Below are 15,134 nucleotides of genomic sequence, written 5' to 3'. Positions count from 1 at the left end.
CAATATGCGCAACCGCATGGTTCCTTCTCTTCTCATGGGCAGGCTGCCTTCATCGTTTCGCTACGATCGGAAGACCGGAGGCCTTCTACGACGTTACAGGGAGAAGGCACGACGACAGTGGCCTCGCTTTCTTTCAAAGATGCTGCGGCCGGAAAAGGCACCATTGGTGCCGCCGCTGGCGCAGACTGGTTCAATGATGCATTGTGCGCGGCAGATGAGGGGACGGACGCTAAAGGGTGCGCCGGATTTACCTGCTGCGGCAACGGAACGATCGGAGCTTGCGGAAATGCTTCGGCAGCATTTGCCGGATAAACAGCATTGTCCGTCCGGGTTTTAGCAACGGGAGAACCTGCCGCCGGTTTGGGTGCCGCAGCGGCTGCACTGGAGGACGGCGCAGCCGTTCGTTTTCTCGTCGGGGGGCTGTTATCGTCTGGATAATTAGCCACATAAGGATCGCTCACCGCCGGAGCGTAGATCGGCCGGCCAAGACGCCCCAGATCGGCCGAAGGACCAGCGGGTTCACCAAAAGGATTCCACCCAGCGCCCGAAATAGTCGCATTGATGGTATAATTATACATGGTGGAAAGCAGCGCTTCCGGACGCGCTCCATTTTCACAGATACGCAGCCGGACATCTATCCGCCCAAGGTTCTGGAAAAGATTCTGGTTATATGCCGGGGAGCGGATTTGCTGCCATGCATATAGGCAGGTATCGCCAGCCGCGCTGGTACCGGTCGCGTAGCCGAAGGGCCCGTAATTATTCTGAACATAGAACGGGGAACGGGTCATCCTGACTCCGGGCAGCTCCGCGCGGAGTTCGCGCGCGATTCTGGCTTCGTCAAGTAGCTGATATGAAACCGTTTTTTCGGTGGCGCCTACAGAATTGACAGGACCGAAGAAAACAGATTTGAGATAGCTTTCCCCGGCTACGCGGGAATGGGCGCCGAGGATAACCTTTTGAATTATAGCATTCGAAGCCCGCTCCTGAACGACGCCGGATACGGGGCGGTCTCCCGGAAGGATAAAGGCCTCCGCCACACTGACCTGCTGTTTCCCGCTGGCCAGACTGACAGGGTCACCCGTTGCACAAGAAGCCAGCGCCAGACACAGAAACAACGCTCCAGAGAGATACCAGACTTTCAATTACCGCCCCATAATTTGTCATGGCATATCTGGATTGGATCGTCTCGCGCCGGAGCGGCCTGTGCCATTACAATCCATGCTCGCCGAATCATTACCAAATATCTGCGGCCATTTATAGCGGGTTAACCATATTTATCTAAAAGAAAAAATGCGGGTTATTTGCGGGAGGGGGCGAAATCCTATGCCAAGCCGAGCACGCGCTTTCCATAGTCCCTGAGTTAGCCTTTCGGGCCAGCGTAGCGATAGCGGGTAATGCGCTCGATCTTCAGTTCCTTGCACAGTTCGGAACCAGAAGAGTCGCGCTGAGCCATTGATGCCTAGGCCAGACGCAGCTGCGCTTTAGTGAGGGCGAACTTTCGCCCTCACTGGCGGGCACCGTTACTTTAACCTGATCGCGAACGTCATTCAGTCGGCATGGTGGCGGCGTGTTAACGGAATAGTCTGGAACGATTTGATATTCGATGGCTATGACCGAACCCCATCTTGCTCATTTTCGACGCCACCGCTTTCCCGCCGAGATTATCGCCTATGCGGTCTGGCTCTATTACCGGTTTCCGCTCAGCTTTCGCAACGTTGAAGATCTGCTTGCCGAGCACGGTATTGAGGTTTCGTTCCAGACCGTCTCGGAATGGGCTGCAAAGTTTGGCCTTGAATTCGCCCGCCAACTTCGTCGGCGCTCGCGGGGCCACTTTGCTGACAAATGGCAGTTTGATGAAATGGTGGTGTCGATCAAGGGAAAGAAATACTGGCTCTGGCGCGCCGCTGATGCCAATGGCTACGTTCTTGATGCGCTTCTACAAACCCGCAGAAACAGCAAAGCTGCTCTCCGGCTGCTGCGCGAGATACTCAAAGGCCAAAGCATCGCCCCACGGGTCATGGTCACCGACAAGCTGCGGTCCTACGCTGTAGCGAAGGCGGAACTGATGCCGGGTGTCGAGCGCTGATCTCACAAGGGCATCAACAATCGGGCAGAGAATTCACATCTTCCCGTGCAACGACGGGAACGGCGTATGATGCGCTTCAAATCGGCCCGGCAATGCCAGCGTTTCGTCTCAGTCCATGGCCAGATCGCCAATCTCTTCCTTCTTCACCTCAAACATCTCTTCGCCGCAGATCATCGAAAACTTCGCTCCCACGTTATCGCAACATGGCAAGACATCGCCATGTCGATCAGTGCATGAAAGACGGCCTGCGGAGAGAAGTGCGTCCGGTCCCAGATTAAGGCGACGCCTCCGGCACAACAGGTAACACTGGATCGCGTTGGCTTCTATATCGCTAAAGCGCATTTTTATGATCGGTTTCGCGGTGTCCTCAATCCACGCCAGGAAAAAGTCGTAGCACGGTTGTTTGAAGCCGGGCCCGAAGGCTTTGTCGGCGGCTTGAGCGCCGACAATTATCTGGCCATTACAAAAACCTCGCGCGCTACGGCCACCAGCGATCTGCAAGATCTGGTCGATAAGGGTGCACTGACGCGCAGCGGTCGGTTCCGGTTCACCCGGTTACCCGATACCCGATACCCGCAATCGGGGCATATTTGTTGGCGTTTTTTGTTTTGCGTCGAAGTCAGAAATATTAAACACTGTGCATATTGCGAGTTTCGCATCGATATTTCATGGATATGGGATTCCTGATTTTGGCAAATCATGATTCTGTGTTGAGATGCCGAAGAGAACGCTTCCCTCGCCCAAGCATGCTGACACGCTTTCACTAAATGCGTTGCGCAGTCTGGTCACAGGTCTGGTTGAGAAAGCAGAATTTGCAGAAGTTCGCCTTGAGAAGCTGGAAGCTGAGAATGCAGCACTCCGTAAGGAGAATGCCGAGCTTCGTCTGGAAAACACCCAGCTTAAAGTTGAGAACCAACTCCTTCGCAATGAAATTGCGCGGCTGAAAAACCTGCCGCCGCGGCCACCTTTCAAACCATCGGGCATGGACAAAGCAACCGACGCGAAGGCTCAGGATAAGCAGGCAAGCAAGAAGAAACCTCGTGGAGCAAAACTGGATGTCAAACGCGTTGAACGTGATGTTGTTCTTAATGCCGATGCTCCGGCTGGATCACGCTTCAAGGGCTACAAAAGCTGTTACGTGAGGGATGTGGTTTTGCGCACTGAGGTTATTCATTACCGGCGCGTGTGCTGGGTAACACCTGTGGGCAAGACCGTTCTTGCGCCCCTACCCGCAGGCATTGTCGGTAGCTACGGCCCCAATTTGCGGCGGCTCTGTTTAATGCTGCACGCACAGGGCCAGGTGACGATGGAACGACTATCGACGCTGTTGAACGATATCGGCGTGGATATCTCGAAACGACAGATTGTTCGTCTGCTGACCATGAACCTGGATGGCTTTATCGCTGAAGATGCAGCCGTGCTGCATGCTGGTCTGGTGTCAGCACCTTATGTGACGGTTGATGATACCGGCGCCAGCCATGCCCATGGCAATGGCTATACGACGCAGATCGGCGGCGAACATTTTACCGCCTTCCGCACCACATCGACAAAGTCGCGGCTGAACTTCCTGTCGCTGCTGCGCGGCAGTTACCGGGATTATGTGCTAAACGATGCCGCTTTTGAGTATCTGCAAAGCCGCAAGGCTGACCCTGCTCTTGTGGCCAGGCTTAAAACGCTTGAGCTGCAGTTGTTCTCCAATCAGTCGCAGTTCCTCAAGCACCTGGTGGGCCGAAAGATCGATGTCTTTGACAAACCGCTGATCCGCATGCTGGGGGAAGCTGGCATATGGGGCTCGATCCGTCACCATGGTTTGCTGGGCAATACGGTCATTGTCTCCGACGATGCCGGCCAGTTCCGGGTTGGCAATCACGCGCTTTGCTGGGTTCATGCCGAGCGTTTATTGCAAAAGCTGATGCCCGCCACACCCAGGCAAGCTCGTTGGGTGGAGACGATGCGCGATCTGATCTGGCGGTTTTACAAGGCTTTGAAGGCGTTCCCGCAAAAGCCCTCGCCTGGCAGCATTGCCGCATTCCACAAACGTTTCGATCGCATCTTTGCCATACGCACCGGCTATAATGAACTGGATCGGCTTCTGGCACGCCTCTACCGGCGCAAGCACGAGTTGCTTAAAGTGCTGGAACGACCGGAAACGCCGCTGCACACCAACGCGTCGGAGAACGATCTGCGCACTTTCGTCACCAAGCGCAAGATCTCCGGCGGCACGATGAGCCGGGATGGCCGCATGGCACGTGACACCATGCTGGGCTTGCTCAAAACCTGCCGGAAGCTTGGCGTTTCCTTCTACCACTTTCTGGGTGACCGGCTGGGCATTGCCGACAAAGCTGTCCCGCCGCTGGCTGCACTGGTGCTGGCGAAAGCCTGAGCCAACCTAGCCTTCTATCCTCTTTCTCCCTGGTGTCTATCTGCCGCTGAGCCTGCAGCAAGCGGGTCTGTTCGCCTGATTTGCAACAAGGTACTTCGCGAACCGACGCGATGCCCCCCGCTCGCATTACATTAGAAAAGCCTGCACCGAAACGAACCGGCAACGTCTCTGCACCTGGTCCACGCCATTACCCGCCGCCCCCAAGGGCTTGACCGACAAAACAGCATCAAAGTGCCTGCTTTGAAGGCAGTGCCAACCGATTTGCCCCGGTTACGATCCATAGGCTTTCCAGCTAATTAAGCTGATCATCTATAGACCTGAAAATAATTGCGTTATTTTGCTTGGCGAAAGCTATCTGGTGATTTTGTTTTGTTGGAGCGACGGTCTTTAATTGCCAAATTCGGCTTCTGCGCTCTCTCGAAATCACGACCGCCCTCTTAGAAGGCTGCGTGAGCCAATATAGGATGATTTGGTTAAAAAAGTCCACCCTCTTTGCTAAAGGCCATACCGAGAACCCTCATATGCCATAGCGACCTTAAAAGCTGCGCCTATAAAGTGATGCATATGCCGACCCCTCCCCGCTCAATCACACCAGGCTTCGGCAATATTGAACGCAAGGATGCAACTGCCTGCAACGGGAAGTGCGCGGTATATCCAACGCCCTTATCTGAAAGCGAACGCTCTTATCTGAAAGAATGCCGCGCAAACAATCCATCGCCTCTCATCAGGGCGGCGTTTTGGTCATATCGTTTCGGAAACGGAATATCTGACCTATCTGTCAGCCTTCGGGGAAAGACCAGATTGATTCTACCTCGCGCCCAGCGTCAATGGCGAGGCAAATAGACCGGATACGCCACGCAAAAATATCTGGATTCGTCGCCGCAAATTATAGACTGCCGTCTATTTTCAAAAAGCCCCTTCAAAATCAGCATGATAAGATAATACAGATTCGTAATGAAAGCCGATTACAACGCATCGCCGTTGATGCTAACCTTTTGTTAAGAGAGGGCACTTGCAGCAAAATAAGAATCGGACATAATGACGGTATTCTGGCGGTATTAGTTTCAGTGCCGTCACTTGGGGATTGAAACCGATGAATACCGCGAACCCGGCAGCTCCGTTGTCGTTTGATGACACGATATTGATGCAAGGGCGAGAGATTTCTCGCAAGCTCAATTTGCTGCGCCATGAGAACTTCCCCCCCGATGCCCGCAAGAGCTTGCGGCAATTCTCCATGGCTGAAGCGGCTTATTTCCTCGGCGTGTCTCCGAGCAACCTCAAGAAGCTGCATCTCGAAGGCAAGTCCGTCGAGCCTATCATTCTTTCGGGAGGACGCAGAGCCTATACGATCGAACAGATACAGGAATTGCGGCACTGGCTCGACCAGAATGGCCGGGCGGAAGTCAAACGCTATGTCCCGCATCGGCGCGGCGATGAAAAATTGCAGGTCGTCGGCGTGGTGAACTTCAAGGGCGGGTCGGGCAAGACGACGACCGCAGCCCATCTTGCGCAGCATCTCGCCCTCACAGGACACAGGGTTCTGGCGATTGATCTCGATCCGCAGGCTTCCTTATCGGCGCTGCATGGCATTCAGCCGGAGCTCGACGAGTTCCCCTCCCTTTATGAAGCCATCCGTTATGATTCCGAACGCAAGCCAATTCGTGAAGTCATCCGCCACACGAACTTCCCCGGCCTCGATATTATCCCGGCCATGCTGGAATTGCAGGAATATGAATATGACACGCCCCTGGCGATGCAGAATGGCGGCGAAGGCCGCAGCTTCTGGAATCGCATTGCGCGCGTTCTGGCGGAGGTCGATCAGGATTACGATATTGTCGTCATCGACTGCCCACCGCAGCTTGGCTATCTGACGCTCACCGCCTTATCCGCGGCAACGGCGGTTCTCATCACCGTGCATCCGCAAATGCTCGACCTGATGTCCATGTCGCAATTCCTGCTCATGCTGGGAGATATTCTCAAAACCGTGCGGCAGGCAGGCGGAGCCGTTCATCTCGACTGGTTCAGATACCTGGTCACACGCTATGAGCCGATGGACATACCACAGGCGCAAATGGTCGGCTTCATGCAGAGCATGCTTGCTTCGCATATGCTCAAGAACCAGATGCTCAAATCAACCGCTATTTCGGATGCAGGACTTACCAAGCAGACGCTTTACGAGGTTGATCGCTCTTCGATGAACAGGGCAACCTATGATCGCGCCATGGATTCCATGGAAGCCGTCAATTCAGAGATAAGAGGGCTTATTCATACGGCCTGGGGGCGTTAGACGGCGGTCTAATATAGGAAATATGAAGTGAAATCAGTCCTATGGCTGGTTTGAGGACGAAAAAATGGCACGGAAGAACATCTTTAGAAGCGTAATGCAAACGGAACCGACCGGAACCGACGCCAGCGCGCCGGCAGAAACCGTGACGCGTCGGTTCGGTGCCGCCAAGTCGCTTTCGGCTTCTATTGACGAGCTTGCCAGACAGGCCGCGCAACAGCTGGATGGCGAAGCGGTCGTCGAGCTTGATCCGGCCGATCTCGATGTTTCCTTCGTCGCGGACCGCCTGCCCCAGGCCGATGATCAGGAATATCTTGAGCTTCTGACGGCCATTCGCGAACGCGGACAGGATAGCCCCATTCTGGTTCGCCCGCATCCGCAGGACAACGGCCGCTATATGATCGTCTTCGGCCATCGCCGGGTGCGCGTGGCGCAGGAACTGGGCATAAAGGTCAAGGCGGTTATCAAGCCCCTCGCCGATCTGGAACATATTCTTAGCCAGGGGCAGGAAAACTCCGCCCGTGCAAATCTCAGTTTTATCGAGCGTGTGCTCTTTGCAGCGCGCCTGGAAGCATTACAGTTCGACCGCGAAGCGATACAGGCTGCCTTGTCTGTCGATTATCAAACACTTTCCAAGATGCTGACCATACCGCGTGCAATCCCTGAAGACATGCTGATGGCCATCGGTCCGGCAAAAGGCATCGGGCGTGACCGCTGGCTTGAATTGCGCAAGCTGATCGAAATGCCGGGCAAGGCGGATGCGGCGCGCGAGCTGATCGCCAGTGCGCCATTCAAAGAGGCGCAGTCCAGCGACCGCTTCGAGCAACTTTACGCCTATCTCAAGGGCAGCAGGCAAAAACGGCCTGTAACCAAAGCCGATTCACGCAGCGGAGCGACCTGGGTTGCGACGGATAAAAGCGTGAATGTCGTTATCAGGCAAAATAGCAAAACGGCCACTTTGGCCATGAGTGCTGCAAATGGGCATCGTTTTGCGCAATGGATTTCTCGCAATCTGGATACGCTTTATGCGTCGTTCAAAGATGACGAGAAATGAGTATGAGTAGAAAGGCGAGGGGACTTGTCTCCTCCTTTTCAGCCTAAAGCATATCGCGGCTAGACGGCTTCGTTTAGCCTTCGCGAATATGCGCCACTTGAGTAATCTGGAGCGAGCGTAATGCGTCAGGTTAAACGCGACACGCTCAAGCGTATAAAGGCAAAGGAGGCAGGCGATGGTCGCTTGCAGAATTTGAAGAAAGGCAAACAGAGCAAAAGAAAAAGGCCCCCAAACGTCGCCGCGTGGAAGCCCTTCTCATTGGTTTAGCAGCTAGAGAATCGCAAATCCACGAATCAGTGTCAAGTGTAATTAGCGTCATTTTGGCGGGTGGATATCTTTTGCCTTGTGGAAGGTGAAAGAAAATGGAGTCTCAATTTGGCTTGACGCCGTTTGGCAGTCAAAGGATGACGCATGCCTTGCTGGCAGCGCATCGAAAAACCAGAGAAGTCGCGCAGGGTGCCACTGTTGACAAGTGGCAGCTTTATCGCTGGCTGTGTGAAGGCAAGAGCATTATCGGCATCAGCGACCGTACGCTTGCGGTGCTGTCAGCCTTGCTGTCCTTTCATCCCGAGGCCGTTCTCAATGAAACTGGCGGTCTTGTGGTTTTCCCATCAAACAAGCAACTGGCGCTGCGTGCCCACGGCATGGCGGATGCAACCTTGCGCCGACATCTGGCTGCGCTCGTCGAAACAGGTCTTATCAGCCGCCAGGATAGCCCAAATGGCAAGCGTTATGCCCGTCGCACAAAATCCGGCGAACTCAAGATTGCTTTCGGTTTTTCCCTTGCACCGCTTCTGGCCCGTGCCCAGGAAATCGAAACCGCCGCAGAACAGGTAAAGGAGCAAAAAGCCGCTTTGCGTGAAATACGCGAGCAACTCACCCTGCTGCGCCGCGACATTGCAAAGATGCTCGAATATGGGCTTGAGGAAGAACTGCCCGGTCCATGGGTTGATCTGAAAGCCCGTTACAGAACAATCGTCGACTCCATTCCTCGCCGGGCGGAATACGAAGAACTCAGCGCGCTGGTCGAAGCATTGCGCGATATCCACGTCTCTGTGGGTAAGCTATTGAATAATCAATATAAAACAGAGAAAATGAGCGGCAATGAATCTCATATTGAGCGGCAGCTAAATGAATCAGAACCAGATTCATATTTTGATAGAAATCTAGCAGAAACGGATAACAGCCAACGCGCGTCAAAACCCTTGCCGGATGCCGAACATACAATTTCACTCGATTTCGTTCTTCGATCCTGTCCGGAACTAGCCAATTATGCATCTGGTCCTATCCGACACTGGCAGGACTTACTCGAAACCACGGAGAAAATTCGCGGCTTCATAGGCATCGACACGAAGCTTTACGAAAATGCTTTGAAAGTGCTTGGATCGTTGAATACGGCCATTGTGATCGCCTGTCTTCTTGAACGCTATGAGACTATTCGCTCGACCAGCGGCTATCTGCGCATCCTTACGCAAAAAGCTGCCGAAGGGGCCTTTTGCGCCAAAGCCTTGCTGATTAGCGCCAGACATAAGCAGACGAGATATGGGCAGAACCGAAGTCTGCAATGAATGGGAGCCTGATTATGCAAGTCCCTGCAAGGCGGGATAGAGGGCATGATAGCGCCGATAGGCTTCATCATAAGAGGCAAGCAAAGCCTGTTCAGGCTCTATTGCGCGGGCTGTGGAAGGCGCGCTGCAAATCGCCAGAGGATCGGCGCCGGTTGCGGCTATCAGCCCAAGACGCGCTGCACCGAAGGCTGCACCAAGTTCACTTTCCGCAGGCAGCAGGATTGGAAGATCGAGTGCAGTCGCGATTGCTTTAAGCCAATACGACGACCGGGATCCGCCGCCGACTGCAGTGAGGGCGCTGATTTCTGCGCCGGCTGATTGCAATGCTGCGAGATTGTCGCGAATGGCAAAAGCTACGCCTTCAAGAACGGCCTGTGTCATGGCGTTGCGATCCATCTCATGCTCAAGACCGGTGAAGGCTCCGCGAATTTTCGCATCATTATAAGGTGTGCGCTCGCCGGACAAATAGGGCAGGAAAGTAAGCGAGCCGGGTGCTTTCAAATGCTCGCCCAGTGCCCGATCGAGTTCGCGCGGCGTAGAACCGACAATACCCGAATACCATTCGAACGCACTTGCCGCAGACAGAATAACACCCATCTGATGCCAGGTATCGGGCAATGCGTGACAGAATGTATGTACGGCACTTTCCGGTTTGGGCTGATAAGAGGCGGTGGCGGCAAATAGCACCCCCGACGTGCCAAGCGAGATGAAGGCATGTCCCGGTCTCACTGTTCCCATACCGCAGGCGGAGGCCGCATTGTCACCCGCACCGCCAGCGATAACGGGGCGATTGGCCAGTCCCCATCTGGAGGCCAGTTCCGCTCGCAATCGTCCTGTCACATCGCAGCCTTCAGCAAGGCTGGGCATATGGCTTTCAGCAAGGCCGGTTTTTGCCAACAGTTCCGGCGACCAGCGCCGTGCGCCCGTATCAAGCCAGCTCGTTCCTGCGGAATCCGACATGTCAGAGACATATTCGCCGCTCAGCCAGAGACGCAGATAATCCTTTGGCAGCAGAACCTTGCTGATGCGCGCAAAAATATCAGGCTCGTTGCGAGCCACCCACACAAGCTTGGGCGCGGTAAAGCCGGGAAAGACGATATTGCCGGAAATGGCGCGGAAGGCCGGATCGGCGTCAAGTTCGGCTGCTTCCTGATAGCTGCGCGTATCGTTCCACAAAATGCAGGGACGCAGGACCTCGTCATTTGTATCGAGCAAGGTCGCCCCATGCATCTGGCCAGAAAGGCCGATGCCGACGATTGCCGCAAATTCCTTTGGAAAGGAGGATCTGAGCTCATCGATGGCCGTTTCGCAGGCCTTCACCCATTGCGCCGGGTCCTGTTCGCTCCAGCCTTGCTGCGGTCGCGAAACATCCAGTGCGCCATGCCCCGAGCCAATGGGCTTTTGCGCATCGTCAATCAGCAGCGCCTTGACGCCGGATGTTCCAAGATCGAGGCCAAGATACATAGCAACTCCGTTCCGGTCTGGCAGGCGGGGCGCTGGTCGACCAATGGACAATATGGAGTTCAAACATAGGGGTAGTGGCGAGGTGCGTAAATCACAAAATGCCGACAGGAATTCTGTTTATAGATGGATGTTATTTCGTTGGGAGGAATGCGTTTCTGGCATAAAGCTTTCTGGAAATGATAGCGCGTTGTAATTCTTTTCGTGGCTTGTTTTCCTTGCCGTTGTGACTGCTGCCTTACGGAAGAAATTGCTCTTGACTGACGATATTGCCCATACCGAACTTATCGCCGTGCTTGTCGCCATTACCCGTGAGCAGCCGCGCGTCATGACTGTGCGACAGGGCTACGCCTTGCCTTCGGGGCCATTTGAAACGGAACATCGCTCGCTGCAAATGGGCTTGCGCGCCTGGGTGCAGGCGGAGACCGCACATCCGGTGGGCTACCTCGAACAGCTTTACACATTTGCTGACCGCGATCGTCACGCGCAGGGGGAGCGAATCATTTCCATCAGCTATCTGGGATTGGTGCGCGAGAATCAGGCAACCGTCGAACAGGCTGGCTGGTGCGGCTGGTATGACTATCTGCCATGGGAAGATCATCGTGGCGGTGTGCCGGAAATCCTCGGGCCTTTAAGCGACGGCCTGCATGGATGGGCGCATCAGGCCGCAAGCGCCGGGACAAGAGAACAGCGCCTGCGCCGCATTGCTTTTGCTTTCGGCCTCAACGGCGAACGCTGGAACGAAGACCTGACGCTTCAGCGCTATGAACTTCTCTACGAGGCGGGGCTTGTGCGTGAGGCGGGCAGGGGAGACGAGGGGAACGGCCTGCACATGTTTGCCGATCACCGCCGCATTCTTGCAACCGCCATCGCCCGGCTGCGCGGCAAGATCAAATATCGCCCGGTTATTTTCGAATTGATGCCGGAAAGTTTTACACTCTTGCAGCTCCAGCGTTCGATTGAGGCGCTGGCGGGTCTGCGCCTGCACAAGCAGAATTTCCGCCGTCTGGTCGAGCAGCAGGATCTGGTTGAAGAAACCGGCGAAAGCGACAGTGAAACTGGTGGCCGCCCGGCAAAACTGTTCCGTTTCCGCTATTCCATCGTTGAAGAACGCGCGCTCTCCGAGCGTCATCTGGCCGGAGCAAAATTGCCCGTCTCCCGGATTGACCGGGGATAAAGCAAGCTTTGAAAATATAGGCGCTGCGCTTTTCCAGAAAGCAAAAATCCCGGACGAAACCGGGATTTTGTTGCCTGAGACTTAACGGAAAACTGGAGCGGGCGAAGGGATTCGAACCCTCGACCCCAACCTTGGCAAGGTTGTGCTCTACCCCTGAGCTACACCCGCTCGCGCCAGCGATTCCGTCAGGCAGGCGCTATATGGACCAACCATCGGCTGATTGCAACAGGGAAATTGCAGGAAAATACCGTTACCCGCAAAGAAAGCGCCTGTTGCCTTATTCGCCTTTTATCCGGGGCTGATATAGGTTTTGCCAAGGTGGTGATATAGGAGGGTGAGCCCTATCGAGGATTGCCGATCAATGACATCAAGACGGCCAACTGCTGCCGGGGGAGAAGGAACAGATATGCCTTTAACGCCACAAGATTTGCACGATTATCTGCGCGACCTTCACATCGAGGTGAAAACGGTCGAGCATCCGCCCCTGTTCACGGTGGCTGATTCGCAGAGCCTGCGCGGAGAAATTCCCGGCGGTCACACCAAGAATCTTTTTCTCAAGGACAAGAAAGACAATTTCTTTTTGGTTACCGTGGAAGAAGACGCAATGGTCGATCTCAAATCAATCCACCACGTCATCGGTGCGGCCAGCCGGGTGTCTTTCGGCAAGCCGGAAAAGTTGCTCGAATATCTTGGCGTCATTCCCGGAGCGGTGACGGTATTCGGCGCGGTCAATGACAAGGGGCATAATGTCGAGATCATTCTCGATGAAGCCCTGATGCGCTACGATATCATCAACGGCCATCCGCTGAGCAATGAAGCCACGACCTCGATTGCGCGCGACGACCTGATACGTTTTCTGGAAGAAACCGGCCACAAGCCGCGTATTCTCCCCGTTTCGGAGGATGCGAAGTCGGCCGCTTCGGTATAGACTATATGCGGAATGTTTGTTCGCCCGGCTGACTTGAAATCGGGAAGCATAACCACGACCTGAAATACCAAAACCGGTCACGCCTGCTTTCATGTGGGCCGGCAGATATGAGGAAATCCGATGACGAGCCAGAACAATCCCTATTCGAGCGCCAGTGGGCAAATGTCGGCCAATGTTACTTTCGGCGGTGCGAGCGCTGCGCCGGCAGGGGCGGATCTGATCAAGGACACGACCACTGCGGGTTTTCAGGCGGATGTTCTGACCGAATCGCGTAAACAGCCGGTGCTTGTCGATTTCTGGGCGCCTTGGTGTGGTCCGTGCAAGCAATTGACGCCCGTGCTTGAAAATGCCGTGCGTCAGGCAGGTGGCGCGGTGAAGCTGGTCAAGATGAATATCGATGACCATCCGGCCATTGCCGGTCAATTGGGCATCCAGTCGATTCCCGCCGTCATAGCCTTCGTCAATGGCCAGCCCGCCGATGGCTTCATGGGCGCATTGCCCGAATCGCAGGTGAAGGAATTCATCGCCAAGATCGGCGGTCCCAGCGATCAGGAAGCAGCGCTCGGCGAGGCCATGAAGGCGGCCACCGAACTGCTTGAGAGCGGGGATTATGTGCAGGCGGGTAAAATCTTTTCCTCGATCCTTCAGGTCGCGCCCGACAATGTCGAAGCGGTCGTTGGCCTTGCCACATGCGTGCTGGAATCGGGAGACGCGGAAAAAGCGCGCGAAATGCTCGACAGCCTGCCTGCCGACAAGAAAGATACGCCAGCGGTGCGCGGGCTTGAAGCCAGGCTGGCGCTGGCCGATCAGGTCAAGCTCATTGGCGATCCGATAGAGCTGGAGCGCCGCGTTCAGGCGGATGGTAAGGATTATCAGGCGCGTTTTGATCTGGCGCAGGTGCGCAATGCGCAGGGTCGGCGCGATGAAGCCGCCGATGAATTGCTGGCGATCATGCGAGCCGATCGCACATGGAGCGACGATGGCGCGCGCATGCAGCTTTTGCAGTTCTTCGAAGCCTGGGGCAACAGCGACCCGGCAACGATCAGCGCTCGCCGCAAACTCTCGTCACTGCTCTTCTCCTGACCGGAAAGGCCGCAGGACGGGCCGGGAATGGGTCGGTGGCGGGATTACAAGGGAGATAGCCATGCAAGTGGGCAATGCCCGTTACCGGACGGGTGAAGACATACCGGCTGTAGTATCGGTTTTTCCGTTGCGCGGTGCCTTGCTTTTACCGGGCGGGCAGCTGCCACTGAACATATTCGAGCCGCGCTATCTTGAAATGGTGGACGATGCCATGTCGGGCAACCGGATCATCGGCATGATCCAGCCGCAAATCCGCCCGGATGACGAGGAAAGCGACGAGTTTGACGAGGCGGCGAAGCCTGCCTTGAGCAAGGTCGGCTGCATGGGGCGCATAACCACTTTTTCCGAGACCGGCGACGGGCGCATTCTGATTACGCTGGACGGTATTTGCCGCTTTCGCATGCTTGAAGAGATCCAGTGTCGCCGCCCCTATCGCCAGTGCCGCATCGCGCCCTTCCTTGCCGATCTTGAAGACGCGCGCGATGGTGCCAATATCGACCGCGAAGCCCTTCTGCGCACTTTCCGTGAATATCTTGAAGCCCATAATCTGGAAGCGGACTGGGACAGCATTGCGCGCGCGGGCAATGAAACGCTGGTCAACGCCCTGTCGATGATGTCGCCGTTCGGGCCTGCGGAAAAGCAGGCGCTGCTGGAGGCGGCAGACCTTAAAACGCGGGCGGCGACGTTGATTGCGATTACGGAAATGATGCTGGCCAAGGTCAGGGACGATTATAGTTCGCGCCTGCAATGATGCTCGGGAAATGAAAAATGGCTGAAAGCGAAAAAAGTGACAATCTCGATGTGAAACTGCTCGAACTGCTGGTGTGTCCACTGACCAAGGGGCCGCTCGAATATGATGCGGAACATCACGAGCTGATTTCCAAAAAGGCGCGGCTGGCTTACCCCATTCGCGGGGGAATTCCGATCATGCTGCCCTCGGAAGCAAGGGCGCTGGACTGAAGGATGCTGCTTTAGCGGCATTCGGTCATGGCGTTATATAATTTCGGATTGAAAGCCATTCTTTTTCATAAATTTCAGCGCGCTGGTTGTTGCCTGCCGGGCAGGGCGGTTCTATAACCCTCGTGAAAACTTGAAGCGCATTCCGAAAAG

Annotated in this window: 12 protein-coding genes, 1 tRNA gene and 2 pseudogenes; 11 read left to right on the top strand and 4 right to left on the bottom strand. The window is 55.2% G+C overall.

From position 1 onward, the window contains the following. Nucleotides 1–32 precede the first annotated feature (32 nt). Nucleotides 33–1,037: a cellulose biosynthesis protein BcsN gene (gene bcsN, locus DKP76_RS12340; protein ID WP_245410232.1), complete on the bottom strand. Its 1,005-nt coding sequence runs from the start codon at nucleotides 1,035–1,037 to the stop codon at nucleotides 33–35. Between the two features lie 323 nt (nucleotides 1,038–1,360). Next, nucleotides 1,361–1,504: pseudogene (locus tag DKP76_RS19400) on the bottom strand (recombinase family protein); the annotation flags it as partial. A 105-nt stretch (nucleotides 1,505–1,609) separates the two neighbouring features. Between DKP76_RS19400 and DKP76_RS12335 the strand changes: the two are divergent. The 6 genes and pseudogenes from DKP76_RS12335 (at nucleotide 1,610) to repC (ending at nucleotide 9,375) form a co-directional block, all read left to right on the top strand. After that, nucleotides 1,610–2,323 (top strand): annotated as a pseudogene (locus DKP76_RS12335) (IS6 family transposase). A gap of 162 nt (nucleotides 2,324–2,485) precedes the next feature. After that, complete coding sequence (locus DKP76_RS19840; RefSeq protein ID WP_199224804.1) at nucleotides 2,486–2,773, top strand: hypothetical protein; 288 nt, start codon at nucleotides 2,486–2,488, stop codon at nucleotides 2,771–2,773. A gap of 28 nt (nucleotides 2,774–2,801) precedes the next feature. After that, entirely contained in the window at nucleotides 2,802–4,469 is a 1,668-nt protein-coding gene (locus DKP76_RS19390; RefSeq protein WP_199224803.1) for an IS66 family transposase, read from the top strand. A 1,093-nt stretch (nucleotides 4,470–5,562) separates the two neighbouring features. Continuing rightward, nucleotides 5,563–6,756 carry a plasmid partitioning protein RepA gene (gene repA / locus DKP76_RS12320; RefSeq protein WP_109707062.1) on the top strand — a complete coding sequence of 398 codons (1,194 nt, stop codon included), beginning with the start codon at nucleotides 5,563–5,565 and terminating at the stop codon, nucleotides 6,754–6,756. A 64-nt stretch (nucleotides 6,757–6,820) separates the two neighbouring features. Continuing rightward, nucleotides 6,821–7,807, top strand: coding sequence for a plasmid partitioning protein RepB (repB, locus tag DKP76_RS12315; RefSeq protein WP_109707060.1), 987 nt, complete (start codon nucleotides 6,821–6,823; stop codon nucleotides 7,805–7,807). 362 nt (nucleotides 7,808–8,169) lie between these two features. Then, the gene (repC, locus tag DKP76_RS12310) at nucleotides 8,170–9,375 is read left to right on the top strand and encodes a plasmid replication protein RepC (protein ID WP_109707059.1); all 1,206 of its coding nucleotides are present in this window, start codon (nucleotides 8,170–8,172) and stop codon (nucleotides 9,373–9,375) included. A gap of 12 nt (nucleotides 9,376–9,387) precedes the next feature. Here the strand turns inward: repC and xylB are convergent, their stop codons facing one another. After that, complete coding sequence (gene xylB, locus DKP76_RS12305) at nucleotides 9,388–10,839, bottom strand: xylulokinase (RefSeq protein ID WP_109707057.1); 1,452 nt, start codon at nucleotides 10,837–10,839, stop codon at nucleotides 9,388–9,390. 253 nt (nucleotides 10,840–11,092) lie between these two features. Here xylB and DKP76_RS12300 point away from each other — a divergent pair, with 253 nt between their 5' ends. Continuing rightward, nucleotides 11,093–12,013, top strand: coding sequence for an NUDIX hydrolase (locus tag DKP76_RS12300; protein ID WP_109707055.1), 921 nt, complete (start codon nucleotides 11,093–11,095; stop codon nucleotides 12,011–12,013). A gap of 93 nt (nucleotides 12,014–12,106) precedes the next feature. Here DKP76_RS12300 and DKP76_RS12295 read toward each other — a convergent pair. Further along, nucleotides 12,107–12,181: transfer RNA gene (locus DKP76_RS12295), tRNA-Gly, on the bottom strand. Between the two features lie 238 nt (nucleotides 12,182–12,419). Between DKP76_RS12295 and DKP76_RS12290 the strand changes: the two genes are divergently transcribed. The 4 genes from DKP76_RS12290 to DKP76_RS12275 all read left to right on the top strand — a co-directional run bounded on the left by DKP76_RS12290 (nucleotide 12,420) and on the right by DKP76_RS12275 (nucleotide 14,984). Further along, complete coding sequence (locus DKP76_RS12290) at nucleotides 12,420–12,941, top strand: prolyl-tRNA synthetase associated domain-containing protein (protein ID WP_109707054.1); 522 nt, start codon at nucleotides 12,420–12,422, stop codon at nucleotides 12,939–12,941. 120 nt (nucleotides 12,942–13,061) lie between these two features. Continuing rightward, nucleotides 13,062–14,024 (top strand): thioredoxin, encoded by a 963-nt coding sequence (trxA, locus tag DKP76_RS12285; protein ID WP_109707053.1) that lies wholly within the window; start codon nucleotides 13,062–13,064, stop codon nucleotides 14,022–14,024. A 61-nt stretch (nucleotides 14,025–14,085) separates the two neighbouring features. After that, nucleotides 14,086–14,775 carry an LON peptidase substrate-binding domain-containing protein gene (locus DKP76_RS12280; protein ID WP_109707051.1) on the top strand — a complete coding sequence of 230 codons (690 nt, stop codon included), beginning with the start codon at nucleotides 14,086–14,088 and terminating at the stop codon, nucleotides 14,773–14,775. A gap of 17 nt (nucleotides 14,776–14,792) precedes the next feature. Further along, the gene (locus DKP76_RS12275; RefSeq protein WP_109707049.1) at nucleotides 14,793–14,984 is read left to right on the top strand and encodes a Trm112 family protein; all 192 of its coding nucleotides are present in this window, start codon (nucleotides 14,793–14,795) and stop codon (nucleotides 14,982–14,984) included. The last annotated feature ends 150 nt before the right edge of the window (nucleotides 14,985–15,134 follow it).

The sequence above is a fragment of the Falsochrobactrum shanghaiense genome (genome assembly GCF_003149535.1).
Classification (GTDB): Bacteria; Pseudomonadota; Alphaproteobacteria; order Rhizobiales; family Rhizobiaceae; genus Brucella; species Brucella shanghaiense.
This window is presented reverse-complemented; position numbering and strand designations above follow the sequence as displayed.